Raw genomic sequence first — 24,558 nt, 5'->3', positions numbered from 1 at the left:
CTCGGCTCATATGAGTGCTAACACATCCAAGCCAGCCTATGATGGGCAGCCTTCGCGCTGTACTACACTTAAGGAGGAATTTCGAATGCTCTCTGATCGACAACGCATGATTCTTAACGCCATTGTGGATGATTATATCCGTTCAGCTGAACCTGTCGGCTCCAGAAGCATATCGAAGCGGGGAGATGTTGGCTTCAGTCCGGCTACGATTCGTAATGAGATGGCCGATCTGGAAGAGCTTGGTTATCTAGAGCAGCCTCATACATCTGCCGGGCGTATTCCTTCCATTAAGGGGTATCGGTATTATGTGGACCATCTGCTGAAGCTGGGTGTCGATGATCATGATCTGAACGCGGTCCGATCGTTCATGGCCGACAAGATGAACCAGATGGAGCAAGTCATTCAGCATGCGGCAAGCGTCCTGTCGAACTTGACGAACTACACCTCCATTCTGCTCGGTCCAGAGATGTTCAGCAACAGTCTGAAGCACTTCGGTCTCGTTCCTCTTGGCGATGATTCGGCTGTTGCCATTATCGTTACGAATACGGGTCATGTAGAGAATAGGACGATCTCCCTTCCACCTGGCGTGAAGATGGAAGATATGGAGAAGGTTGTAGAAGTGCTCAATAAGAAGCTAATTGGTGTTCCGCTCATCCGCTTGAAGTCTAAGCTCCATTCTGAAGTAGGTCAGGAGCTTGAGCGATATGTGGACCATTGCGAAGACATCATTGACGTGTTAGGCAGAGCGCTGCAGAATGATAACGATCACCGAGTCTTCCTCAGCGGAACAACGAATATGCTGACGCAGCCTGAATTCAAAGACGTCGACAAAGTAAAGACTATACTCGACTTGCTTGATGAGACACCAACGATTATGAAGATGTTCACTGCACTGCCATCCGGCATTCAGGTTCGAATCGGGACAGAGAATGCTCATGAAGCCATTGCCAACTGCAGCTTGATCACCGCAACCTACTCTGCTGACGGTAAGTCGCTCGGTACGATAGGCATACTCGGTCCGACTAGAATGGATTATGGGAAGGTCATCTCCCTGCTGGATGTCATATCGAAGGATATGGCCGTCATGATGGCAAGGTGGTACAAATAACCAATGAGCAGCCCCATGAATATAAGGAGGTGAATACATCTTGAGTTCAAACGAGAACATCGCAGAGGAGCAGGAGATCGACGTGACCCAATCACAAGCTAACACCAATGAACAAGATATGGCAGAACCAACACATACAGAGCAAGAGCCTGTAACTCAAGACGCTAAGCTTGACGAGGAGACCGCTGCTGGAGAAGGATCTTCTCAGGAAGAGACGAGACTTGCCGAGCTGACGAAGCTGGCGGAGGAGAATCAACAACGTTACTTACGCGTACAGGCGGACTTCGACAACTTCCGTCGCCGCACGATGAAGGAGAAGGAAGAGCTTGGCCAGTATGCTTCCATGAAGCTGGTTACTCAGCTCTTGCCGGTCGTGGACAACTTCGACCGTGCCGTTACTTCCGCTGCGACGAATAAGGACTATGAGTCGCTTGCCAAGGGTGTAGAGATGATTTTTCGACAGTTCGAACAGATCTTAGACAGCGAAGGCGTGAAGGCCATCGCAGCCGTAGGCGAGCCGTTCAATCCAGAGTTCCATCAAGCGATTATGCAGGTGGATTCGGAGGAATATGAAGAAGGTATCGTGGTGGAGGAAGTGCTGAAGGGTTATATGATGAAGGATAAGGTTCTGCGTCCAGCTATGGTTAAGGTAAGCTCTTAAAAAATACGTATAACGACCAATAGGAGGTTCTAGCAAATGAGTAAAGTAATCGGGATTGACCTTGGTACAACAAACTCTTGTGTAGCAGTAATGGAAGGCGGCGAGGCCGTTGTTATTCCTAACCCGGAAGGCAACCGTACAACCCCGTCAGTTGTAGGCTTCAAGAAGGATGGAGAGCGGGTTGTAGGAGAGACAGCTAAGCGCCAAGCGATTACGAATCCAGATCGTACGGTTATGTCCATCAAGCGCCATATCGGTACGAACCATAAGGAAAAAATCGACGACAAAGAATATACACCGCAAGAAATCTCTGCGATTATCCTGCAGAAGCTGAAATCCGATGCAGAAGCTTATCTTGGCCAGACTGTTACTCAAGCGGTTATTACTGTTCCAGCTTACTTCAATGACAGCCAGCGTCAAGCCACGAAGGATGCGGGCAAAATTGCCGGTCTTGAAGTGCTTCGTATCGTCAACGAGCCTACGGCTGCAGCACTTGCTTACGGACTTGAGAAAACAGAAGACCAAACGATTCTCGTCTATGACCTTGGCGGCGGTACGTTCGACGTATCCATCCTTGAGCTCGGCGATGGCTTCTTCGAAGTAAAAGCGACAAGCGGCGACAACAAGCTGGGCGGAGATGACTTCGACCAAGTAATCATCAACCACCTGGTGGCTGAATTCAAGAAGGATCAGGGTATCGACCTGTCCAAGGACAAGGCAGCGGTACAGCGTCTGAAGGATGCAGCGGAAAAAGCGAAAAAGGATCTGTCAGGCGTATTGTCGACAACGATCTCCTTGCCGTTCATCACGATGGTAGACGGCGTTCCTCAGCACTTGGAGATGAACCTCTCCCGTGCGAAGTTCGAAGAGCTGGCTGCACCTCTTGTAGAACGTACGCTAGGTCCTACTCGTCAAGCTCTGAGCGATTCCGGCCTGTCTACTAGCGAGATCGACAAGGTCGTGCTTGTTGGCGGTTCAACTCGTATTCCTGCGGTACAGGAAGCGATCAAGAAGCTAATTGGCAAGGACCCTCACAAGGGCGTTAACCCGGATGAAGTGGTTGCGCTTGGCGCAGCTGTTCAAGCTGGTGTACTGACTGGTGATGTGAAGGACGTCGTTCTGCTCGACGTAACTCCACTGTCCCTTGGTATTGAGACGGCGGGCGGCGTATTCACCAAGATGATTGACCGCAATACAACGATTCCTACAAGCAAGTCCCAAGTCTATTCCACCTATGCGGATAACCAGCCTAGCGTTGAGATTCATGTCCTGCAAGGTGAGCGCTCCATGGCTAACGGCAACAAAACGCTGGGCCGCTTCACGCTTGGTGATATTCCTCTCGCACCGCGCGGCGTTCCGCAGATCGAAGTTACGTTCGACATTGATGCTAACGGTATCGTTAACGTATCTGCGCTTGACAAGGGTACGGGCAAGAGCCAGAAGATTACGATTACTTCATCCAGCGGTCTAAGCGATGCTGAGATTGAGCAGATGATGAAGGACGCGGAGCTGAACGCAGAGGAAGACCGTAAGCGCCGTGAGCTGGTTGAAGCGAAGAATAGTGCGGATCAGCTGATCTACTCTGTAGACAAGACAATTAAGGATCTTGGCGATAAGGTGGACGCTTCGGAGATTGACAGAGCGAACGAAGCGAAGGAAAAAGTAAGCAAAGCTCTTGAAACAGACAACATTGAAGAAATTAATGCAGCTTCAGAAGCACTTACCGAGATTGTACAGCAGCTATCTGTGAAGCTCTATGAGCAAGCTGCTCAGGCTCAGCAAGCGGCTGAAGGCGGAGCAGAGGGTGACAACGGTGCAGCGAAGGGCAGAGATAATGTAGTTGACGCTGACTATGAAGTGGTAGACGACAAGAAATAAGATAGCAGGCGAGAGGTCATTAGGCAGGCGTGTCCTGGCTTGTGACCTCTCATTTTGCGATTAGAATGAACTCATGGGGTGAGTAATCGTTGGCAGACAAGCGGGATTATTATGACGTACTGCAGGTAAGCAAGGACGCAAGCGCGGATGATATTAAGAAGGCGTATCGCAAGCTTGCGCGTCAATACCATCCGGATGTGAACAAGGCAGCCGATGCAGAGGATAAGTTCAAGGAAGTCAAGGAAGCCTATGATACGCTAAGCGATGACGGGAAGCGTGACACGTACGACCGATACGGCCATGTGGATCCGAATCAAGGCTTCGGCGGTCAAGGTGACATGGGCGGCGGCTTCGGGGACATCTTCGACATGTTCTTCGGCGGCGGCGGTGGCGGTCGCAGAGATCCTAATGCCCCGCAGCGCGGCAATGATCTTCAATATACGATGACGATCGAGTTCAAGGAAGCAGTATTCGGCAAGGATGCTGAGATTACGATTCCGCGGACCGAGACCTGCGACACCTGTCATGGCGGCGGCGCCAAGCCGGGAACGAAGCCGGAGACCTGTACGGTATGTAAGGGCAGCGGACAGCAGGAAGTCGTACAGAACACGCCATTCGGACGTATGGTCAATCGTCGTGCGTGCTCCAATTGCAGCGGTTCTGGCCGCATCATTAAGGAGAAGTGCGGGACTTGTCACGGTGCGGGCAAGGTGAAGCGCCAGCGCAAGATTAACGTCAAGATTCCAGCCGGTGTGGACGAAGGCGCACAGATTCGAATGACAGGCGAAGGTGAAGGCGGCCTGCGCGGCGGTCCAGCTGGCGACCTGTATATCGTACTCCGCGTCAAGTCGCATGAGTTCTTCGAGCGCGAGGGAGATGATATCTATTGCGAGGTGCCGCTGACATTCGTTCAGGCTGCACTAGGCGATGAGATTGAGATTCCTACGTTAACGGAGAAGGTGAAGCTGAAGATTCCGGCGGGTACGCAGACGGGCACTTACTTCCGTCTCAAGGGCAAGGGAGTTCCGAAGCTGCGCGGCTACGGCCAAGGCGACCAGCATGTCAAGGTGACGGTCGTCACGCCAACGTCTCTGAACGACGAGCAGAAGGACCTGCTCCGTCAATTCAGCGGCATAGCCGGCGAGAGTGGCAGCAACGGCGGCGGCGAGCATCACGAGACGATATTTGAGAAGATGAAGAAGGCATTCCGGGGTGAATAACCCGGAATGCCTTTTTTTCTTTATTTTAGGAGCTAAGGCATATTGCCAGAAGGGTGTGAGTCGCATATTCTATCGCATAGAAGAGAGGTTATGAGAGAAGGAGAGATTGTCTGAATGAAAGTAATGGAAACTAAGCTGTTAGGTGTCAAGCTGCTTGAACCGAAGGTATTCAGCGATCATCGAGGCTTCTTCATGGAGAGCTACAACGAGCACACGGCACATGCTAACCAAATCATGTATGCTTATCAACAAGATAATCATTCGCTGTCCGTAGAAGCCGGTGTTATTAGAGGGCTGCACTATCAATTGAATCCCAAGGCACAGACGAAGCTCGTAAGAGTAACGGCAGGAGCAATCTATGATGTAGTGGTTGATATTAGAAGTGGATCTCCCACATTCGGCCAGTGGCAGGGGTTCATCCTAAGCAGTGCGAACAAGCGTCAGCTGCTGGTGCCTCGAGGCTTCGCTCATGGATTCTGTACGATTGTGAACCATACCGAAGTTCAGTACAAGGTGGATGAGTTATACTCGCCACAGCATGATCGCGGGATTGCTTGGAATGACCCAGCACTTTCCATTGATTGGCCAACCTCTGATCCTATCGTCTCTGATAAGGACAACAAGCATCCGCTGCTGGCCGATGCAGAGATGAACTTCACGTTCCAAGGGTAACCCTAATAGATGACAAGGCATAATTCTTCCTAATGCGGTACATCCTAGTGAAGTGCTGGATGTAGTCACGAATGTTATGGGAAGGGGCTGTATGCCATGGATAAGCAGCATAATAACGGCAAGAACGACCTGGAGAAGCAAAACTTCGCAGAACTGCCAATTGCCAAAAATGAAGACGTGGAATTCTCTGAAGAGCTGGCAGATCGCGATGACCAGACAGCGAATGAACGGGCTAAGGCTGCAGATGCTCGAGCAGAGCGATCGTAGGAGGCAGCATTATGGTACAGATCAAAGCGACTTATAATGAAGCTGGAGGAGCTCGCGAAGCGTTGAGTAAGCTGCAGGCATTGCGAGCATTCGAAGTGAAGGGACTGCTGGACAGCGGCATGCTGACCGCAACGGTGGATGAGGCGGTTGCAGATCGGGCACTCCACTTGATTAGGGAGACCGGCGGTCACCTTGAGACGGATGGAGAATATTTGGAATAGCAGCGGGTTACACGAATAGAGCCCCTAGACGAAGAAGTGGTCTAGTGGGCTCTTTTGGCTTGTTTTTTTGAACCGAGGTGCCATTCTGGTGTACAATAGTGGTTAGGTTTCAAGCAATGAGGGGGCACGTATATGAAGTGGCACGAGATAACGATTGCAACAACGGAGCAAGCCATAGAGATGATATCTAACTTTCTTCATGAGATGGACGCCGGCGGTGTATCTATAGAAGAATCAGGCACACTGAAGAAACAGCGGGATACGTCATTCGGTCAATGGTATGAAACGCCGCTTAATGATATTCCGGAGGGACATGCGGTCATTAAGGGGTATTTCTCCGAGGGGATTGATCCTGCTCCGCTTGTTGAGCAGCTGAAGCCTTCCATTGATCAACTTCGTGAGTTCGGCATTGATCCAGGCGACTACAAGATTACGGTTAGTATCGTAGATGAAGAGGATTGGGCGAATGCATGGAAGCAGTACTTCAAGCCGATACGGGTGACCAATCACTTAACGATTAAGCCGACTTGGGAGGCGTATGAGCCTGGGCCGGAAGAGAAGATTATCGAGCTTGATCCAGGTATGGCCTTCGGAACAGGAACACATCCGACGACATCGTTATGCCTGCAGACGTTAGAGTCCGTCATGAAGGGCGGGGAAGAAGTCATCGATGTAGGGACGGGCTCAGGCATATTAGCGATCGGCTCCATGCTACTGGGCGCGAAGCGTGTGCTTGCCCTAGATCTGGATCCGGTGGCGGTATCCAGTGCAACTGAGAATGTCCGCCTGAATGGTTGGCAGAATGACGTAGAGGTTAGACTAAGCGATCTATTAGGTGTGCTTAGAGAAGACTTCAAGGAGTCAGGTGAAGCTGTTCAAGTGAAGCTGCCTGTTGACCTGGTTGTAGCCAATATACTGGCAGATGTCATCCTTATGTTCGTTGATGATGTATACGCAGCGCTTAAGCCTGGAGGTCTCTACATCTCGTCCGGAATATTCATGAACAAGGAAGAGGCCGTCGAACAGGGGCTCATTCAGGGTGGATTCGAGATTGTTGAGAAGCGCCGGGATGAGAACTGGCTAGCCATCATTGCGAGAAAACCGCAAGGGAGTGAATAGCTCTGGAACAATTCCTGTGGTATCCCATTGAAGATCTGCCATTCATTGCGTTAACGATAATTATTGCATTCACGGTGCATGAGTTCGCTCATGCCTATACCGCTTATAAGTTCGGAGACCCCACGGCATATGACCAGGGAAGGGTTACCCTTAATCCGCGCGTCCACCTGGACGTATTCGGTACCATACTCATATTAATTGCTGGCTTCGGCTGGGCGAGACCTGTCCCGGTCAAGGCTAGCAACTTCAAGAATCCCAGGCTGATGAGCATTATCGTGTCTGCGGTCGGTCCAGTCAGTAATTTGATACTGGCTGTGCTTAGTATCTTGTCCATTTACATCTTGAACGAGACGGGACTATTGCATGCGGGCTCAAGAGGAGTGTACGCTGCTCTTATTCATTTCTTCTACTATATGTGGACGATTAATATGCTGCTGTTCTTCTTCAACCTAATTCCGCTTCCGCCGCTTGATGGATTCCGTATTGTACATGAGCTGCTTCCATTAGAGACACGAATTAAGGTCGATCAGAACTTGCAATGGGGGATGTTTATCTTCCTTTTGTTGGTGTTCATCCCGCCGCTTAGAGCAGCTACATTAGATCCTTACTTGGGACTGTCAGTGAAGTTAACGTCTAGTATTTTTGCTTGGTTTGGACATTTTTTCACACCGCTGGGCTTCATATAGTTGGCCGTAGATTCAGCATCCTGAAGCATGATATGATGTAGGCTGGAAATTGGACGATTACTGTTGCAGGAATAGGAATATAAGGTGGTTGAACAGATACTATGCAGCGTTATTTCGTAAGCAAGGAGCAGCTTACTGAAGCTGGTGCGTTCCTTACAGGCGAGGATGCTCATCATGCGGCTCGCGTCATGCGAATGAGCGAAGGTGACTCCTTCATCGTCAGCGACGGGACGGAGCGGACGGCACTTGTTCAAGTGACAGAAGCTAGCCCGGCTAGAGTTGATGCACAGCTAATTGAATGGTTAGAGATGAGCAGTGAGCCGGCATGGAGGGTCACGATTGCTCAGAGCTTACCGAAGGGTGACAAGATGGAGCTTGTCATTCAGAAGGGAACGGAGATTGGTGCCTGCGCCTTCATCCCGTTCGAATCCGAGCGAGTGGTTGTTCAATATGATCATAAGAAGGAAGCGAAGCGTCTAGAGCGCTGGAGCAAGATTGCGAAGGAAGCGGCTGAGCAAGCTCATCGCAACCGCATTCCATCCATTGAACCCGTGCGCAGCTGGCGTGAATTAACGGCTTCCTATCCTAAGTACGACCTAGTCTTGTTCTGCTACGAACGAGAAGGTCATGAGAGCACAGGCCAAGGGCTTGGCGATGTGCTTCGAGAGTGGAAGGCTAGAGAGACACGGCCAGCCGAACCTAGCATACTGCTCATAGTCGGCTCGGAAGGCGGCTTCACAGAGCGGGAAGCGGAGGAAGCAGTTGCTTCAGGAGCAGTCCTAGTGGGGCTTGGCCGCCGCATATTGCGGACGGAGACAGCAGGTCTAGTCGGTCTAACCTGTCTGCTCTACGAATCTGGAGAAATGGGAGGAGCATAGCATTGGCGCCATCAGTAGCATTATATACACTTGGCTGTAAGGTGAACTTCTATGATACAGAAGCCGTCTGGCAGCTGTTCAAGAATGAAGGCTATCAGCAAGTTGACTTCGAGGAGACGGCGGATGTCTATCTCATCAACACCTGCACCGTCACGAACACAGGAGACAAGAAGAGCAGACAGATTATTCGTCGAGCCATTCGCAGGAACCCGGATGCTGTCGTAGCCGTAACCGGCTGCTACGCACAGACTTCACCGGCAGAGATCCTCGCTATACCCGGAGTGGACCTCGTTATTGGAACCCAGGATAGGGATAAGCTGATGGGCTATATTCAGCAGATTCAGGCCGATCGCAAGCCAGTGAACGCGGTGCGGAATATAATGAAGACACGTGAATTCGAAGAGCTGGATGTACCTGACTTCGCCGACAGGACGAGAGCTTTCTTGAAGATTCAAGAGGGCTGTAACAACTTCTGCACCTTCTGCATTATCCCTTGGTCGAGAGGGCTATCCCGCAGCCGGAGTCCAGAGACGATCCTTCAACAGGCTCGCCAGCTAGTAGAAGCTGGATACAAGGAGATTGTATTAACAGGCATTCATACTGGCGGCTATGGAGATGACCTTGAAGGATACAATCTGACTAGTCTGCTATGGGATCTGGATAAGGTGGAAGGACTCGAGCGGGTAAGGATCTCTTCTATAGAGGCCAGCCAGATTGATGACGCCATGATTGAGGTGCTGAACAAGTCGCCTAAGATGTGCCGTCATCTCCATATACCTCTGCAGGCCGGTGAGAACTCCGTGCTGAAGCGCATGCGCCGCAAGTATACGACAGAGGAGTTCGGAGCGACCATTAAGAAGCTCCAGCTGGCGATGCCCGGCGTAGCTATTACTACCGATGTCATCGTCGGATTCCCGGGTGAGTCCGAGGAGATGTTCGAGGAGGGCTATCGCTTCATGGAGGACCTCGGGTTCGCTGAGATGCATGTCTTCCCTTACTCCAAGCGGACAGGGACACCGGCAGCTCGAATGGAAGATCAGGTGGATGAGGAAGTGAAGAACGAACGTGTTCACAAGCTGATTGACCTGTCGGAGCGAATGCAGCTTAATTATGCGAAGCGATATGTAGGAGAAGTGCTGGATGTCATTCCGGAGCGAGACTATAAGGGAGCACCGGGCAGCGGACTCATTATGGGATATACGGATAATTATATCCAGGTCGTATTCGAAGGCTCTGAGCAATTCATCGGACAGCTGTGCCGAGTGAAGATTACCGAGGCAGGCGTGAACGAATGCCGTGCTGATCTTATCCGTGTATGGGATGAGACGACGGTAAGTCTGCGCAGCGAGTCTGGGGCAGTCAGAGCGTAAGGTAAGGGGGAAGCAGTTGTGAAGGAAATATCAGCAGGCGGCGTTGTCTATCGCAAGTTAGAGGAAGGCAAGCTGCAGATTCAACTTATCCAAGACCGTTATGGCAAGGTGTCGCTGCCTAAGGGCAAGATGGAGCCTGGAGAGACCGTTGAACAGACTGCTCTTCGGGAGATTAGGGAAGAGACAGGTCTTCAGGGTGTCATTATCTCACCTATTAATCAGATCAAGTATCAGTATCAGCATGAGTCCAAAGGGATTGTCGACAAGGAAGTGCATTATTATCTCGTCGAAGCAACTGGAGGCTCTCTGCAAGCGCAAGTAGAAGAGATTCGCGGGGTCGATTGGTTCGAGCCTCGCGAGGCTTGGAGGAAGCAGAAGCAATCCGGCTATGACAACAACGACCGAATCGTTGCTGGAGCATTGCGGCTCTTGGGTGTGGAGGTAGAATAACATGCGGGAGACATGGAAGCCGGGCGATTCGATCGCCCGGTTTATTGATCATATCTGCCTGCAGCCTAGTGCAACTGCAATCGAGATGGGAAGAGTATGTGAAGAAGCAGTAACCTATGCAATCAGGTCCCTTAATATAAGCGGTTATTGGGTCTATGCCTGTAAGGAACAGCTATCAGGAACGAATGTATTCATAAGCGCTGTATGCGGAACGCCAACAGGCTCCACTACTCGTGTTAAGGTGTACGAGGCCATGGAAGCGATAGATGATGGTGCTGATGAGATTGAGATGACAGTCCCGGTCGGTGCAGTCAAGGAAGGCCGCTTCGGCCTATTGTCGAATGATATAACGGCCGTCGTAAGAGCTGCAGAGGGCAGAGCGGCTATCAAGGTTGCCATACAGGCGCATCTGCTCACAGCGCAGCAGCTCTCTGAAGTCACTTCTATTGCTGAAGCCGCAGGAGCGAGTTACATTCAGAATGAATCGAGCTATTATGAGGGCAGCGTATCTCTCATCGATCTTAAGCGAATTGGCGAAGCCAAGACCAGAGGAATGGGACTTATTGCCTGCGGCGCCATCCTGAACCGAGAGAGCGCTTATCAGATGCTCGCAGCCGGAGCTGACCGGATTGCTACTAGGGCAGCCCCCATCATCCTTCTCTCTGATCCAACCTCTGCATTATAGGGAGGTAGCAGAGAGGAAGGGCGATGAGCGAGCAGGCAACATTGAACAGGGTCTGAGCATGAGCCAGCATGGAAGATGGCGTGGCTGAGATCCAGTCTGATACAGCAGTCAGCTCGCCGATAAGCGGCAGGAATAAGATTGCGCCTCCTGCATTCAAGGCGATATGGGACCAAGCGACGAATTGTCCAGGCTTGGAGCCTCCAAGCGAAGCTAGCAGCGCAGTGAAGCAGGTGCCGATATTCGAGCCTAGAATAACGGCTATGCCGAGTTCAGGTGGAATGGCTCCTATCGTAGCAAGTCCCATCATCATGGCGATTACAGCAGCGCTGCTGTGCACGATGGCGGTCATGACTGTTCCTGCGGCAACTCCCCATAACAAGCTGTCATCCGCGCGATTCACGAACCAGCTGAACATAGAGCTGCTCTGAACAGCTGGACCAATTGATTGCATCATAGCAATTCCGAATAGGAGCAGACCGAATCCGCATAATACGAGTGACAAGGAACGAAGAGGCGCTAGCCATGGCATGCTGTAGGCAGCGGGAATTAGCCTCATCTCGCCTAGCAAGGCAGTCAGCAGCCATAGTGCTAGAGACATGAGGGTAAGCGGCATGGACCACCTGCTTAAGTTCAGCCCAATCAGCTCCGTCGTCAAGCAGGTGCCCACGTTCGTGCCAAGCACAATACCAAGTGTCCTTGAGAAGGTAAGCAGCCGAGCGTTGACTAGTCCGATTGTAATCACGGTAACGGCTGTACTGCTCTGAAGTACGGCAGAGGCTGCCGTACCTACAACTAACCCATGAATAGGCGTTGACGTTGACCGCCGCAATACTCGGGCAAGATGGGGGCCAGCGAATCGATGAAGCGCCAGTTCCATGAGCTTCATTCCCGCGAGGAAGATGGCGAAGCCAAGCAGCATGGGCATTACTATAGATAAGAGCATAGAGAGTTCTCCTTAGTGAATTGACATAAGTGACACAATGATCTAGCGTAACTATACATATGCGAAGGCTAAGACAAGCATGCAGAGAGGGTGTACGAATGACAATGAATACAGCGAAGATATGGCTGGCTCGCGGCAGGAAGAAGAGGCTAGAGCAAGGGCATCCTTGGATATACAAGAGTGAGATCGACAAGATGGAGGGAACGGCTGAGTCTGGACAGCTCGTTGAGGTTGTCAACCATCAGGGAATGTACATGGCGACCGGCTATTGGAATCCGGAGTCACAGATTACGGTAAGAATTATAGCTTATAAGCCAATCGAAGCAATGTCGGTCGAATTCTTCACAGAGAGGTTCCAGCAATGTGCCGATTATCGGCGCAGGTTCGTTCCAGATCAGGACTGCCGGCTCGTATACGGGGAAGGGGATTACTTGCCGGGTCTTACGGTTGACCGCTTCGGAGAAGTTCTCGTCATTCAACTGCTAACCTTGGGAATGGATCGCTGCCGGGACGACATTGTGGCTGCTCTAGTCCAAGTGTTCAAGCCTAAGGGAATCTATGAGCGCAGTGATGTCGGCGTGCGTCGTCTGGAAGGGCTGGAGGAGAGAACGGGCGTGCTGTACGGGGATTGCCCTGGCATTATCGAGATCGAAGAGAATGGCCTGCACCTTGAGGTGGATATTGCGCTTGGGCAGAAGACTGGATATTTCTACGATCAGCGTGAGAATAGAGCGTCTATTGAGCCGCTCATGACAGGATGGGGAGCGCGCAGCGGCATTCAGGTCGAGGAGCAGCCAACTGGTCAGCGCTTGCCTGTCAATGCGAATGGCAAGATCGTGACCTTCCCTTATTGGGACGGGGCTACTGTGCTGGAATGCTTCGCACATACTGGAAGCTTCACGCTGCACGCATGCAAATACGGGGCGAAGAGGGTTACTTGCCTTGATGTATCGGAGCATGCCATTGAGACAGCCCGCCGTAATGTGGAGCGCAATGGCTTCAGCGATCGAGTTGAATTCGTGGTGGCTGACGCCTTCGATTACCTGAGGACACAGTCGAAGGGACTGGAAGAGAGGGTGCAGCGAAGCAAGGCTGGAGTGGATACGTCGAAGCCTCTGTCAGCTGTAGGACGGACATGGGACGTAGTGATTCTCGATCCGCCCGCCTTCGCCAAGACGAAGAATGCTGTAGCCGGGGCTTGCCGGGGTTATAAGGATATTAACTTGCAGGGACTGAAGCTTGTGAACGAGGGAGGATATCTCGTCACCGCCTCATGCTCCTACCATATGCGGCCTGAGCTGTTCCTCGAGACGATACAGGAGGCTGCAGCCGATGCCGGCAAGCTCCTTCGCCTAGTGGAATGGCGTACGGCTGGCAAGGATCACCCGCAGCTGCTCGGTGTGAGTGAAGGCCATTACTTGAAGTTCGCGATATTCGAAGTGCGAAGCCGTATGTAAGAGGTGCAAGGAGAAGAAGCTCCTTATTCCGATAAGAATAGGGAGCTTCTTCTCATAAAACCTACCTGAAATATATGAATTAATAAATATATCATATTGTGAAGATTAAATGCAACAAAAAGCTTGAAATATATATAAAGGTAAGGTATTCTACTAGAGGAAGAAAAATGAAAGAAAAACACTAAAGAAAGGAGTGAGTACATTCATGGAAAACATGAGCATGAAGATGATGATGGCCATGTGTATGGAAGAGATGATGTGCAAGATGAACAACATGAAGATGATGATGGACGGCATGATGGAGATGAACAACATGGACATGGATATGGATATGATGATGTCCAAGATGCAGCAATGTGATGAGATGATGACGATGATGATGGGTATGATGCGTGAGATGAAGCAAACAGCGATGTAAGACTGTTCCCTCTTCGACTCAATCTAGCCATTGAATCGAAGGATATCTGCAGAGCAGAGAGACTGCATGCAGCCGTTATTCATATGGCAGAGCCGTGAACGGCATGCCGCCCTTACGTACAATCCGGCAAAGCGGACATCCGCATGCGGGTTTTTTTTGTATATAATGACATTCTATCGTTCATTCCCGTTAATCTTGCTTGAAATGGCTACTCTTAGCATCTTGAGCTCCCACACCGCTTCCTGAAGATGATGAACGTCGTTCAGGTGTTCGGAAGACTTAATCTGGTTATATAGCTCCAGCATTCTTCGGTTAATGAGATCGAAGCTCTGCCATAACGCATTCCGGCGAATGCTCCGCAATTCTTCCTCAATCATGCTGCCACTGGACTTCAGCTTCAGAAGAATATCCTCCTGCCACTGCTCGTCACCGCTCTGAACGGCGTAGTTATATAGGTCCAAGTAATCATTCATCCATTGCTCTGTGAAGAAGCGGGCATTTGTCATGGCACTGTCTCCATTTCCGTCTATATACCAAGTATTATACTTGGAATTTAGGTAATTGCAATAGCCTTTTTTTAAGCTCTGATGGTAAATATAAATATAGAACATATGTTTGTTTTTCGGTGAAAAATATAGAGCAGTGTGATAGAATAATAGAATCATCGCAACGGAAAGGCAGGGGAGTCCCTGATGTCGCTTCAATTCGTGCTCGGCCGTTCAGGCACAGGCAAATCTACTTATATATCGGAACAGATAAGAGCTGAGCTCATGGCTCGTCCTGATGGCCCTCCACTTATCATGCTGGTTCCGGAGCAGGCTACATTCCAGACGGAGTATGCTCTCCTGCAGGATGGCAGGCTGGGAGGGACCATTCGCGCGCAAGCCTTGAGCTTCCGAAGATTAGCCTTCCGGGTCATGCAGGAGACGGGGGGCACATCCTTGGTTCCAATTGGCGATAACGGCAAGAGTATGCTGCTGTATAAGCTGGTCCACCGTCTGCGGGACAATCTGCTGCTGTTCCAGAATGGAGCAGAGCAGCCGGGCTTCATAGCAAGACTTGAGGAGCTGTTGACGGAATGGAAGAGATATGGAATACAATCAGCTACTCTCCCAGCAATTGGGGCGGCATCTGCTGACGGGCATGTCTCTTCCCTGCTCGGGAGCAAGCTTCATGACCTGAGGCTAATCTATGAGCATGTAGAGCAAGAACTGAACGGACTATATATAGATTCGGAAGATTACTTGACTTATCTGACTTCGGGCTTCGGAATCGCTCCATCTATGAAGAGAGCTAGAATCTGGATCGACGGCTTCAACGGCTTCACTCCGAAGGAGTACGAAGCGCTCGAAGCTCTCATCGCTTCCGCAGCTGAAGTTACCGTTGCCTTAACGCTGGACCGGCCGTATGATCAGGGTCTTACACCTCATGAGCTGGAGCTGTATCACCCGACGGCCTCCACTTATATTACGCTGACAGAGCTCGCTGAGAAGACTGGAGCGGAGCTGCTGGAACCAATTATATTAGGCAACTGCATTCCTCCAAGGTATGAGCATTCACCAATGTTAGCCCATCTGGAGCGTCATTACGGAACTCGAACAGCTATGTCTAATCCAGTACTTGATCCTCATCTGCACGATTGTGGACTATCCTTGCATGCCGCAGCGAATCGCCGGGCAGAGGTGGAGGGCGCAGCGAGAGATATGCTCAGGAGGGTGCGCGAAGATGGACTTCGCTGGCGGGATATGGCTGTCATGGTTAGGAATGCAGAGGATTATACGGACTACATAGCGTCTGTATTCACGGAATATAACATTCCTTATTTCCTTGATCAGAAGAAGAGTGCGGTTCATCATCCGCTCGTGGAATTCATCCGTTCTGCCTTGGAGACCGTGCTGCATGGCTGGCACTATGAGGCGGTATTCCGCTGCATTAAGACAGAGCTATTATTCCCGCTGGATGCCAGCCTGCCGCGTGAATTGTTCGACCGGTTAGAGAACTATGTCCTTGCGGCTGGAATAGACGGCTGGAAGTGGCTGGACAAGAAGCGCTGGCAGCCCTTCTCCGTTCAATCTCTTGAAGATGAAGGGGACGAAGGGACTGTCAGCAGAGAGTCTGGGCGCGAGTATGAAGAGATGATGGCAGCGCGAGAGGCTATCGTTCCTCCGCTTAACCGATTCGGACAGGCGCTTGCCGGAGCAGGAACTGTGCGGCATATGTGCGAGGCGCTATACCGGTTGCTGGATCAATCGAATGCAGCTAGCCGTCTAGAGCGCTGGAGCCGTGATGACCTCGCAGCTGGCCAGCCGGAGCGTGCGAGAAGCCATCGTCTGCTATGGGACGGTGTGATGCTCCTGCTTGACCAGCTCGTAGAGATGACTGGCGATGAAGCGATGACACCAGAGCTGTTCGCCGGGATGGTAGAGACAGGTCTAGAGAGTCTGAAGTTGGCCTCTGTGCCTCCCGCGCTAGATCAAGTGCTTATAGGGAGTATGGATCGGACTCGCTCCGGGCAGCTCGCAGCTTGTTATATTCTGGGAGCTAATGACGGCATTCTGCCTATGCGGGTGAAGGAAGACGGGATTCTGACCGAAGGGGAGAGGGAGCAGCTAGCTGAGCAAGGAATCATGATGGCTCCTGGCGTAAGGAGAAGGCTGCTGGATGAACGGTTCCTTATCTACAAGGCAGTGACCTCGCCAAGCCGCCACCTATGGATGAGCTGGGCACTTGCAGACGAAGAAGGGAAGAGTCTTCACCCCTCTGAAGTGGTTAGGCAGCTTAGACAGCTGTTCCCTGGGCTTACACCGAGCACGCTTGCGGGGGAGCCTGTTCCGAAGATGCCCCCTCAGGAGCAGAAGAGCTACCTTGCCCATCCAGGCAGAGCGCTGTCCTATCTGCTCACGCAGCTAAGAGCCTGGAGGTCGGGTGAGGATATCGCTCCCTTCTGGTGGGAGCTCTACAATTGGTACGCCATCCGCCCGGAATGGCAGGGTAAGCTGTCCCTGCTCATGAATTCTCTTGGATATGTGAACCAGGAGCCGCTGCTGCGAGCAAGCACAGCCCGAGATCTATACGGGGAGAGGCTTCGTGTCAGTGTATCCCGTATGGAACGGTTCGTATCTTGTCCGTTCCAGCACTTCGCCATCTATGGCCTTAAGCTGAAGGAACGAAGATTGTATCGACTGGCTGCGCCAGATGTAGGCCAGCTCTATCATGCAGCGCTGAGCCGCTTGTCCGGTAAGCTGGGGAATAGCTGGGGCAGTATGAATCATGCCGAGCTCCGGGCCGCTGCTGCTGGAACAGTTCAGGACATTATTCCGAAGCTTCAATCCCAGATTCTGCTTAGCAGTGCAAGATTCCAATACATTGCGCGTAAGCTTACAGATATTGTAAGCCAGTCCGCTATTATGCTCGGAGAGCATGCGAGAAGGGCACAGTTCCAGCCTGTTGGAGTAGAGGTCGACTTTGGCCCCGGCGGCCTTATGCCTTCTCTAGTCCTTCCGTTATCCGATGGAGGATCCATCGAGATTATAGGCCGAATTGACCGAGTGGATGCTGCTGAGACGGATGAAGGTCTGCTTCTTAGAGTTCTTGATTATAAGTCCAGCTCGACACAATTGCGTCTGGATGAGGTAGTCAATGGACTCTCCCTCCAGATGCTCACGTATCTGGACGTGCTTATTACCCATGCTTCCGAGTGGCTGGGGCAGAAGGCGAAGCCGGCGGGTGTGTTATATTTTCACGTGCATAATCCGCTCTTGTCAGCTGCTAATGCACTCAGTGAGGCTGAATCGAGAGCTCAGCTCAGGAAGAGATTCAAGACCAAGGGGCTCATCTCGGCTGATGCAGAGACGGTGCGCATGATGGACGCTGAGCTGGAGACGGGGCATTCGGAGCTGCTACCGGCAGCACTGAAGAGTGACGGAACCTTCTACAGCAACTCATCCGTCGTGACGGACGAGCAGTGGACTATTCTTCGAGGCTCGGTGCGCAAGACGATAGGCCGAATTGGTGATGAGATGAGTCAGGGCAAGGTTGCGATTGAGCCATATCGCCTAGGAGGGAAGTCTCCTTGCCAGTATTGTAGTTACAAGCCCGTCTGTCAATTCGATCCGCAATTCGACGGCAACGACTATGTGACGCTGCAGAAGCCAGGCAAGGAAGAGCTATGGCAGCAGCTTGAAGATAAGTAAGGAGGCAGTGAATATGGGAGCAATGGCGGTCATGGCCAAGCCTGAGGGCAGCACGTGGACGGATGACCAATGGCGAGCTATCGTGACGGAGGGCTCAGACGTGCTGGTTGCAGCTGCAGCTGGCTCTGGGAAGACGGCTGTGTTAGTTGAACGTATTATTCGTAAAATATCATCAAATACCGACGTCGATCGCTTGCTTGTAGCCACGTTCACGAAGGCAGCTGCTTCAGAGATGAAGGAGAGAATTCGAATCGCCTTAGAGAAGGCCCTCGAGCAGCAACCGGGGTCAGAGCACCTGCAGCGTCAGCTTGCGTTAATGAATAGAGCCTCCATCACGACCTTGCATTCCTTCTGCCTGGATGTCATTCGGCGTTATTATCCGCTCATAGGGCTTGATCCCGGATTCCGGATTGCGAATGAGACCGAGAGCGAGCTTATGCGGATTGACGTACTGGATCAATTGTTCGAGGCCAGGTACGAGGGAACAGGCGATGGAGGAGCCTTCCTCCGGCTCGCTGACCGCTATGGCGGCGAACGAGGTGATGAGCCGCTATACAGGCTTGTCTTGCAGCTGCATGATTTTGCACATAGTGACCCTTGGCCGGAGCAATGGCTCCGAACGACGGCAGCGGCATTCCGAATGGAACATTCGGAGGAGCTCAGCAGCAGCGAATGGGCGGCCTGTCTGCAGCAGGATGTTCAGCTGACCCTCCAGGGAGCTCAATCCTTGCTGGTGCAAGCTCTTGAGCTGACCAGACTGCCTGCTGGCCCTGCCCCCTATGCAGAAGCTATTACGGAAGATCTCTATATGCTGGGCAGCCTCGTGGAGAAGACATCCGAACGTTCGTGGCTGGAGTGCGGCGAAGCCTTCCAAGCAATCAGCTACGGCAAGCTGAAGCCCCTGCGAGGGGACAGCTATGATAAGCGATTGCAAGAGCAAGTGAAGTCACTGCGTGATGGAGCCAAGTCTATGCTGACAAGTCTCACGACTGAATTGTTCGGGCGGACAGCAGAGGAATTCGCGGAAGAGCTGACGGAGCTTGCTCCACTGATGGAGGCGTTAGCTGAGCTCGTTATTGACTTCGGCAGGCAATACGAGGCGGCGAAGAGGAACAAGGGTCTGCTCGACTTCGGCGATCTGGAGCATTATTGCCTGCGGATACTAAGAGACACTCATTCTTCTCCCGATCGTTCGACTCCTTCAAGAGCTGCTCTGGATTACCAGAATCAGTTCGATGAGATTCTGCTGGATGAGTATCAGGATACGAATCGGGTTCAGGAAGCTATCGTTGCCCTAATCTGTAAGCCTGGAAGAGGCAATCGATTCATGGTAGGCGATGTGAAGCAGAGTATATATCGCTTCCGCTTGGCCGAGCCGAATCTGTTCCTGCAGAAGTATAAGAGCTATGCTCCAGCAGATTCATCCTCCGCTTCAATGACTGCAACTGACTTAACTGGACTGCGCATCGATCTGGCACGCAACTTCCGCAGCCGGGAAGAAGTCGTAGACGGAGTGAACGATGTATTCCGCGCTATCATGAGAGAATCAGTCGCTGAGATGGATTATGACAAGCGGGCTGAGCTTGTATGCGGGGCATCCTATCCTCCTGCAGATTCGGAGCAGTACTCGGTTGAGCTCGCTCTTATTAATAGAGGAGCAACTGGCTCTGAAGAGGAAGAGGCGGAGACGACTACTGAAGAGGATGAGAGTGGTCCTCCCAAGGAATCAGCTGCTGACCTGCAGACAGCCCAATTGGAAGCGAGATGGATAGCAAGCCGCATTCATGAATTAATGAGTACGGGGTTCCAGGTGTATGACCCTAAGCTTAGAGCGAGCCGTCAGGTTGGATGGCGTGACTTCGTCATTCTGCTGCGGGCAACCTCTGCTTGGTCTCCTGTTATCATTGAAGAGCTTCAGAGCGCCGGAATTCCCGCCTATGCCGAGCTTAGCAGCGGGTACTTCGATGCGGTAGAGGTCGAGACCATCATGTCCCTTCTTAGAGTCATTGATAATCCGTATCAAGATATTCCTCTGGCAGGCATATTGCGTTCTCCTATCTTCGGCCTTCATGCGGAAGAGCTCGCTGCTGTGCGTATTCGAGCAAGCAAGGGAACTTACTACGATGCTGTATTGGCAGCAGCAGGGGACCTATTGCTGGAGGAGGAGACGCGGAGGAAGCTCTCCTTGTTCCTTAACCAGCTTGATAGATGGAGAAGCGAGGCAAGACAAGGGTCACTGACAGATCTGATCGGTTCGATCTATAGGGAGACAGGCTACTACGACTTCACCGGAGGCCTCCCTGGCGGCGTTCAGCGTCAAGCGAATCTCCGTGCCCTGCATGATCGAGCGAGACAGTATGAAGCGACCTCATTCCGCGGACTGTTCCGCTTCCTACGATTCATTGAACGGATGAAGGATAATGGGGGCGATCTTGGAGCAGCCAGAGCACTTGGAGAGCAAGAGGACGTCGTGCGCATCATGTCCATTCACAAGAGCAAGGGACTTGAATTCCCAGTTGTATTCTGCGCTGGGCTAGGCAAGATGTTCAATCAGCAAGATGTGCGCAGCGCATTCCTTAAGCATAAGGAGCTCGGATTCGGTCCGAAGTTCATTAATCTAGACCTGCGTACAAGCTACCCAACTCTTCCATATCTAGCAATTAGGCGCCGAATGAAGATGGAGATGTTAGCGGAGGAGATGCGTATTCTATACGTCGCTCTAACGCGTCCGAAGGAGAAGCTCTACCTTGTAGGGACATTGTCTGATGCAGAGAAGAAGAGACAGAGCTGGCAGACCGCTATAGATGCACAGGGGCAGCTGCCGGATTACCGGCTCGCGTCAGCAAGAACCTTCCTTGACTGGCTCGGACCGCTTGCTTCTCAATTGTTAGAGTCTACTCTCGTGAATGTATACAGTACGGATGCAGTTGCAACGCCAGTCAGGCACGAAGGCCAAGAGGCAGATCCGAATGGGAACAATCAGGAGATTGCGGCTGTTGCTGAAGATGCTACGGGAGCTGTGCCCTTAACGAACGGTAACGCGGTAACAGTACCTCTGCGCAGGTGGAAGGCAGCGGTAGTGCCTTCTGAGCTATTCGGTACCGAAGCAGCGGCATCGACAGAGGATGATTCCTACGATATAGATATAGAAGAACGGCTTCAAGCGATCTCTTCCTTAGTCGTGCTTGACGACGTTGAGCTGGAGGAAGATCTGCGAGACAGACTGGAATGGCAGTATCCATATAAGCAGTCGACAACGGTGCCTGCCAAATCATCCGTTACCGAGATGAAGCGTCTGCATTCGGATTCGATAGCTGATGCTTGGAATTCAGACAAGTCGGGAGGCTCCATGCTGTCTGTGCTTCAGGGGCAGTCGAACTCTGATTCAGGTGTTAAGAGTAGAGACGAAGAATCCTGGCCAGGGAATGATACCTTCCGTCTTCGGCGTCCCGCCTTCATGGAGGAGAAGTCCGTGACCGCTGCTGAGCGAGGGACGGTTAGTCACTTAATCATGCAGCATGTGGACTTCGAAGCGATGATGGACGAGCTAACTGTCCAGCAATTAATAGACGACTTAGTCCGACAACGATTATTAACAGCTGCGCAAGCCAAAGCGGTTAATGCTCGTATGATCGCTGATTTCTTGGAAGGAGAGCTCGGTCAGAGGCTTCGCTCAGCAGAGTGGGTACGACGCGAGGTTCCGTTCAGCTGTATGTTCCCCGCGGAACGGGTATACCCGGAACAAGGGCAGCAGCTTGAAGGCGAGTTGATTCTCATTCAAGGGGTAATTGACTGCTTGTTCAAGGATGAGCATGGATTAGTGCTGCTAGATTACAAGACTGACCGAATCTATATGAATAATTGGGATCAGGCCGCTGAGCGGCATCGCTTCCAGCTGGAGCTGTATGCCGAGGCAATCGAGCAAGTGCTGGGAGCTCAGATAGACGAGAGCTACGTGTTCTTCTTCGACGGCGGTCAGTCGGTTCAGATTAGATAGTGAGTTGTGCTTCGCAAAAATTCAAGAAGAGGCTTTGGGAGATAGTTTTGCTGCGCAAAACTTAAGATAATGCTAACGAAGCTGGTTTTGCTGTGCAAAACTTAAGATAATGCTTACGAAGCCAGTTTTGCTACGCAAAACTTATAGGAGGTACTATGCGAATATTGCATACGGGAGACTGGCACTTGGGGAGGTCTCTGGAGGGTAGGAGCCGGCTGGAGGAACAGGCTGCTATGATTGAAGAGATGGTCCAGATCGTGAACGATGAAGAAGTGGATCTCATCATGCTGGCAGGGGATGTCTATGACTCCGTGAACCCTCCGGCAGCTGCTGAGCAGCTCTACTATGAGGCGATTACGCGGTTAGCAGATGGAGGCAGGCGCACTGTTGCTGTCATCGCCGGCAACCATGATCATCCGGACCGGGTCGCTGCCGCGGCGCCGTTAGCCGAGCAGAGAAGCATACATCTAGTGGGGATGCCTTGCGCAGAGCCGCTCCAGATCTATGTGCCTCGCACAGAGGAGACGGCTGTCATTGCGGCATTGCCTTATCCATCGGAGTCCCGACTTAAGGAGCTGCTGAGCGAAGATGCGGATGAACAGCTGCTGCGAAGCGCTTATTCGGAGCGGGTAGGCAAGCTGATGCAGCAGTTAGGCAGAGCTTATCGTGCCGATACGGTTAATCTAGCAATGAGTCATATCTATGTACTAGGCGGATTAGAGACCGATTCCGAGAGGCCTATTCAGATTGGAGGCGCCTATACCGTCGATCCTTCCTCTCTTAGGATCGGTGCACAGTATGTAGCACTCGGACATCTGCATCGGCCTCAGCGCGTGGACGGCGATGAGTCGATGCGCTACAGCGGATCTCCGCTAGCGTACAGCTTCTCAGAGAGCGGACAGGCCAAGTCTGTGACGATACTGGATCTTGCGCCACGCGGACACGCTGAGCCGAAGGAGCTGTTCCTATCCAGCGGCAAGCCTCTCGTTAGATGGCAGGCGAAGGGCGGTATCTCTCAAGTATACGAGTGGCTGGAGCAGCAAGCAGATCCTAATGCCTGGATTGATCTTGAGATTCATATGACCGAGGTGATGACTATGGAAAATATTCAGCAGCTCAGGCGTGCTCGAGATGGACTGCTGCATATTCGTCCAATCTATCCTGAGCAAGCCGAGGAGGATGACTCAGCTGCAAGTGCTGTCAGCCGAGAGACCATGCCGGTTCATGAGCTGTTCGAGAGATTCTATCGGAAGCAGACAGGCGGAGCAGAGCCGGATGAAGATACCGTTCAACTGTTCATGGAGCTGGTCGCTGAAGAAGAGGACAAGTACATGGAACAGGAGGCTGCAGAGCCAGCTAAGGGGCAGGATACGATATGAGGCCAATTAAGCTTAAGCTGTCCGGCCTGCAGAGCTACCGCGAGCAGCAGGAGGTCGACTTCGAACAGCTAACGGAAGCAGGCGTGTTCGGCATATTCGGTCCGACTGGGAGCGGCAAGTCAAGCCTGCTGGATGCGATAACTCTAGCTCTATATGGCAAGGTAGAGCGCGCAGCAGGGGGCACCCAAGGCATCATGAACCAGTCCGAGAAGACGTTAGCGGTCTCCTTCACCTTCGAGCTTCATGCGGGAGATGACCGCAAGAGGTTCCGTGTCGAGCGGCAGTTCAAGCGCTCTGGAGATGTGACGGTAAGCAATACCGTCTCCAGATTCATTGAGATAACAGATGGCGGTGAAGTTGTCCTGGCTGACAAGCTCTCCGACGTGACACGATGTGTAGAGCAGCAGATTGGACTAGGAATGCAGGACTTCACAAGAGCCGTCGTGCTTCCCCAAGGGAAGTTCGCTGAATTCCTGTCACTTACCGGCAAGGATCGCCGATCTATGCTGCAGAGGCTGTTCAGGCTGGAACGCTTCGGTGACGGTCTTGCCCTCCGGTTGCAGCAGAGAGTTAAGGCAGCGGAGGCTGCTATGAACCAAGCTGCTGCTGAGCAGCAAGGACTGGGTGATGCTTCATCAGAGGCATTAGCCGCTGCGGAGCTGAGATGCAGCGAAGCCGGAGCTGAAGCGGCTGCTGCGCGGCAAGCGCTGGAGGCAGCGGAGCGCGTGCATGCGGAGCTGAAGGAAGTGCGCGAGCGGCAGGAAGCGCTGCGCGTGAAGCAAGAGCAGCATACGAAGCTGCTCGCGGACCAGCCGAAGGTGGCCGCGCTCGAAGCGGAGCTGCTGCGCTTGCAGGCGGCAGAGCGCCTGGTACCGGCGCTCGAAGCGGTTGCCGCGGCCGAAGCGCAGCAGCAGCGCTGCGCTTCGCGCCGCGAAGCAGCCGGGCGAGCCTACGCC

The 24,558-nt window shown here is 52.2% G+C and carries 21 protein-coding genes; 19 read left to right on the top strand and 2 right to left on the bottom strand.

Annotated elements, in window-relative coordinates; genetic code table 11:
* Positions 1-85 precede the first annotated feature (85 nt).
* The 13 genes from hrcA (at position 86) to deoC (ending at position 11,215) form a co-directional block, all read left to right on the top strand.
* On the top strand, positions 86-1,108 hold the full coding sequence (gene hrcA / locus ACFO9Q_RS17275) for a heat-inducible transcriptional repressor HrcA (RefSeq protein ID WP_379184313.1): 1,023 nt from the start codon (positions 86-88) through the stop codon (positions 1,106-1,108).
* 37 nt (positions 1,109-1,145) lie between these two features.
* A complete protein-coding gene (gene grpE / locus ACFO9Q_RS17270) occupies positions 1,146-1,769 on the top strand; it encodes a nucleotide exchange factor GrpE (RefSeq protein WP_379184597.1) in 624 nt (207 codons plus the stop codon).
* Positions 1,770-1,805: 36 nt separating this feature from the next.
* On the top strand, positions 1,806-3,647 hold the full coding sequence (gene dnaK / locus ACFO9Q_RS17265) for a molecular chaperone DnaK (protein ID WP_379184311.1): 1,842 nt from the start codon (positions 1,806-1,808) through the stop codon (positions 3,645-3,647).
* Between the two features lie 89 nt (positions 3,648-3,736).
* Positions 3,737-4,867 carry a molecular chaperone DnaJ gene (dnaJ, locus tag ACFO9Q_RS17260; protein ID WP_379184309.1) on the top strand — a complete coding sequence of 377 codons (1,131 nt, stop codon included), beginning with the start codon at positions 3,737-3,739 and terminating at the stop codon, positions 4,865-4,867.
* Between the two features lie 114 nt (positions 4,868-4,981).
* On the top strand, positions 4,982-5,539 hold the full coding sequence (gene rfbC / locus ACFO9Q_RS17255; protein WP_379184307.1) for a dTDP-4-dehydrorhamnose 3,5-epimerase: 558 nt from the start codon (positions 4,982-4,984) through the stop codon (positions 5,537-5,539).
* 96 nt (positions 5,540-5,635) lie between these two features.
* The gene (locus ACFO9Q_RS17250; RefSeq protein ID WP_379184305.1) at positions 5,636-5,806 is read left to right on the top strand and encodes a YfhD family protein; all 171 of its coding nucleotides are present in this window, start codon (positions 5,636-5,638) and stop codon (positions 5,804-5,806) included.
* Positions 5,807-5,817: 11 nt separating this feature from the next.
* Positions 5,818-6,027 carry a hypothetical protein gene (locus tag ACFO9Q_RS17245; protein ID WP_379184303.1) on the top strand — a complete coding sequence of 70 codons (210 nt, stop codon included), beginning with the start codon at positions 5,818-5,820 and terminating at the stop codon, positions 6,025-6,027.
* Positions 6,028-6,159: 132 nt separating this feature from the next.
* The gene (prmA, locus tag ACFO9Q_RS17240) at positions 6,160-7,146 is read left to right on the top strand and encodes a 50S ribosomal protein L11 methyltransferase (RefSeq protein ID WP_379184301.1); all 987 of its coding nucleotides are present in this window, start codon (positions 6,160-6,162) and stop codon (positions 7,144-7,146) included.
* 74 nt (positions 7,147-7,220) lie between these two features.
* Positions 7,221-7,832: a site-2 protease family protein gene (locus ACFO9Q_RS17235; protein ID WP_379184299.1), complete on the top strand. Its 612-nt coding sequence runs from the start codon at positions 7,221-7,223 to the stop codon at positions 7,830-7,832.
* 101 nt (positions 7,833-7,933) lie between these two features.
* Positions 7,934-8,710: an RsmE family RNA methyltransferase gene (locus tag ACFO9Q_RS17230; protein ID WP_379184297.1), complete on the top strand. Its 777-nt coding sequence runs from the start codon at positions 7,934-7,936 to the stop codon at positions 8,708-8,710.
* Positions 8,711-8,712: 2 nt separating this feature from the next.
* Positions 8,713-10,080: a tRNA (N(6)-L-threonylcarbamoyladenosine(37)-C(2))-methylthiotransferase MtaB gene (gene mtaB, locus ACFO9Q_RS17225; protein ID WP_379184295.1), complete on the top strand. Its 1,368-nt coding sequence runs from the start codon at positions 8,713-8,715 to the stop codon at positions 10,078-10,080.
* Positions 10,081-10,098: 18 nt separating this feature from the next.
* Positions 10,099-10,530, top strand: coding sequence for an NUDIX hydrolase (locus ACFO9Q_RS17220; protein WP_379184293.1), 432 nt, complete (start codon positions 10,099-10,101; stop codon positions 10,528-10,530).
* 1 nt (position 10,531) lies between these two features.
* On the top strand, positions 10,532-11,215 hold the full coding sequence (gene deoC, locus ACFO9Q_RS17215) for a deoxyribose-phosphate aldolase (protein WP_379184290.1): 684 nt from the start codon (positions 10,532-10,534) through the stop codon (positions 11,213-11,215).
* Here the strand turns inward: deoC and ACFO9Q_RS17210 are convergent.
* On the bottom strand, positions 11,181-12,158 hold the full coding sequence (locus tag ACFO9Q_RS17210) for a Na/Pi cotransporter family protein (protein WP_379184287.1): 978 nt from the start codon (positions 12,156-12,158) through the stop codon (positions 11,181-11,183). The two genes, deoC and ACFO9Q_RS17210, sit on opposite strands and share 35 nt — an antisense overlap.
* Positions 12,159-12,256: 98 nt before the next feature.
* On the opposite strand from ACFO9Q_RS17210, the gene ACFO9Q_RS17205 reads away from it, so the two are divergent.
* Together ACFO9Q_RS17205 and ACFO9Q_RS17200 are read left to right on the top strand one after the other, a co-directional pair.
* Positions 12,257-13,615, top strand: a complete 1,359-nt coding sequence (locus tag ACFO9Q_RS17205; RefSeq protein WP_379184285.1) for a class I SAM-dependent rRNA methyltransferase — start codon at positions 12,257-12,259, stop codon at positions 13,613-13,615.
* Between the two features lie 205 nt (positions 13,616-13,820).
* Positions 13,821-14,033: a hypothetical protein gene (locus ACFO9Q_RS17200; protein WP_379184283.1), complete on the top strand. Its 213-nt coding sequence runs from the start codon at positions 13,821-13,823 to the stop codon at positions 14,031-14,033.
* A gap of 173 nt (positions 14,034-14,206) precedes the next feature.
* On the opposite strand, the gene ACFO9Q_RS17195 is transcribed toward ACFO9Q_RS17200, so the two are convergent.
* Positions 14,207-14,539 (bottom strand): hypothetical protein, encoded by a 333-nt coding sequence (locus ACFO9Q_RS17195; protein ID WP_379184281.1) that lies wholly within the window; start codon positions 14,537-14,539, stop codon positions 14,207-14,209.
* 186 nt (positions 14,540-14,725) lie between these two features.
* Here ACFO9Q_RS17195 and addB point away from each other — a divergent pair, with 186 nt between their 5' ends.
* The 4 genes from addB to ACFO9Q_RS17175 all read left to right on the top strand — a co-directional run.
* The gene (gene addB, locus ACFO9Q_RS17190; RefSeq protein ID WP_379184279.1) at positions 14,726-18,226 is read left to right on the top strand and encodes a helicase-exonuclease AddAB subunit AddB; all 3,501 of its coding nucleotides are present in this window, start codon (positions 14,726-14,728) and stop codon (positions 18,224-18,226) included.
* 13 nt (positions 18,227-18,239) lie between these two features.
* Positions 18,240-22,223 (top strand): helicase-exonuclease AddAB subunit AddA, encoded by a 3,984-nt coding sequence (gene addA, locus ACFO9Q_RS17185; protein ID WP_379184277.1) that lies wholly within the window; start codon positions 18,240-18,242, stop codon positions 22,221-22,223.
* A 155-nt stretch (positions 22,224-22,378) separates the two neighbouring features.
* Entirely contained in the window at positions 22,379-23,602 is a 1,224-nt protein-coding gene (locus tag ACFO9Q_RS17180) for an exonuclease SbcCD subunit D (protein ID WP_379184275.1), read from the top strand.
* A partial coding sequence (locus ACFO9Q_RS17175) for an AAA family ATPase (RefSeq protein ID WP_379184273.1) occupies positions 23,599-24,558 on the top strand: 960 nt, incomplete at its 3' end. The genes ACFO9Q_RS17180 and ACFO9Q_RS17175, both read left to right, overlap by 4 nt.

This window comes from Paenibacillus sp. GCM10023252, assembly GCF_042653305.1.
In the GTDB taxonomy this organism is placed as follows: domain Bacteria; phylum Bacillota; class Bacilli; order Paenibacillales; family Paenibacillaceae; genus Pristimantibacillus.
Note: the sequence above shows the minus strand (reverse complement) of the source record. Positions and strands in the feature narration are given on the sequence as shown.

What these genes read in the sequence shown, in the direction of transcription:
- hrcA (WP_379184313.1), top strand. Translation starts at nt 86, where the DNA reads ATGCTCTCTGATCGACAACGCATGATTCTTAACGCCATTGTGGATGAT.
- dnaK (WP_379184311.1), top strand. Translation starts at nt 1,806, where the DNA reads ATGAGTAAAGTAATCGGGATTGACCTTGGTACAACAAACTCTTGTGTA.
- rfbC (WP_379184307.1), top strand. Translation starts at nt 4,982, where the DNA reads ATGAAAGTAATGGAAACTAAGCTGTTAGGTGTCAAGCTGCTTGAACCG.
- ACFO9Q_RS17250 (WP_379184305.1), top strand. Translation starts at nt 5,636, where the DNA reads ATGGATAAGCAGCATAATAACGGCAAGAACGACCTGGAGAAGCAAAAC.
- ACFO9Q_RS17245 (WP_379184303.1), top strand. Translation starts at nt 5,818, where the DNA reads ATGGTACAGATCAAAGCGACTTATAATGAAGCTGGAGGAGCTCGCGAA.
- prmA (WP_379184301.1), top strand. Translation starts at nt 6,160, where the DNA reads ATGAAGTGGCACGAGATAACGATTGCAACAACGGAGCAAGCCATAGAG.
- ACFO9Q_RS17230 (WP_379184297.1), top strand. Translation starts at nt 7,934, where the DNA reads ATGCAGCGTTATTTCGTAAGCAAGGAGCAGCTTACTGAAGCTGGTGCG.
- deoC (WP_379184290.1), top strand. Translation starts at nt 10,532, where the DNA reads ATGCGGGAGACATGGAAGCCGGGCGATTCGATCGCCCGGTTTATTGAT.
- ACFO9Q_RS17210 (WP_379184287.1), bottom strand. Translation starts at nt 12,158, where the DNA reads ATGCTCTTATCTATAGTAATGCCCATGCTGCTTGGCTTCGCCATCTTC.
- ACFO9Q_RS17205 (WP_379184285.1), top strand. Translation starts at nt 12,257, where the DNA reads ATGACAATGAATACAGCGAAGATATGGCTGGCTCGCGGCAGGAAGAAG.
- ACFO9Q_RS17200 (WP_379184283.1), top strand. Translation starts at nt 13,821, where the DNA reads ATGGAAAACATGAGCATGAAGATGATGATGGCCATGTGTATGGAAGAG.
- ACFO9Q_RS17195 (WP_379184281.1), bottom strand. Translation starts at nt 14,539, where the DNA reads ATGACAAATGCCCGCTTCTTCACAGAGCAATGGATGAATGATTACTTG.
- addB (WP_379184279.1), top strand. Translation starts at nt 14,726, where the DNA reads ATGTCGCTTCAATTCGTGCTCGGCCGTTCAGGCACAGGCAAATCTACT.
- addA (WP_379184277.1), top strand. Translation starts at nt 18,240, where the DNA reads ATGGGAGCAATGGCGGTCATGGCCAAGCCTGAGGGCAGCACGTGGACG.
- ACFO9Q_RS17180 (WP_379184275.1), top strand. Translation starts at nt 22,379, where the DNA reads ATGCGAATATTGCATACGGGAGACTGGCACTTGGGGAGGTCTCTGGAG.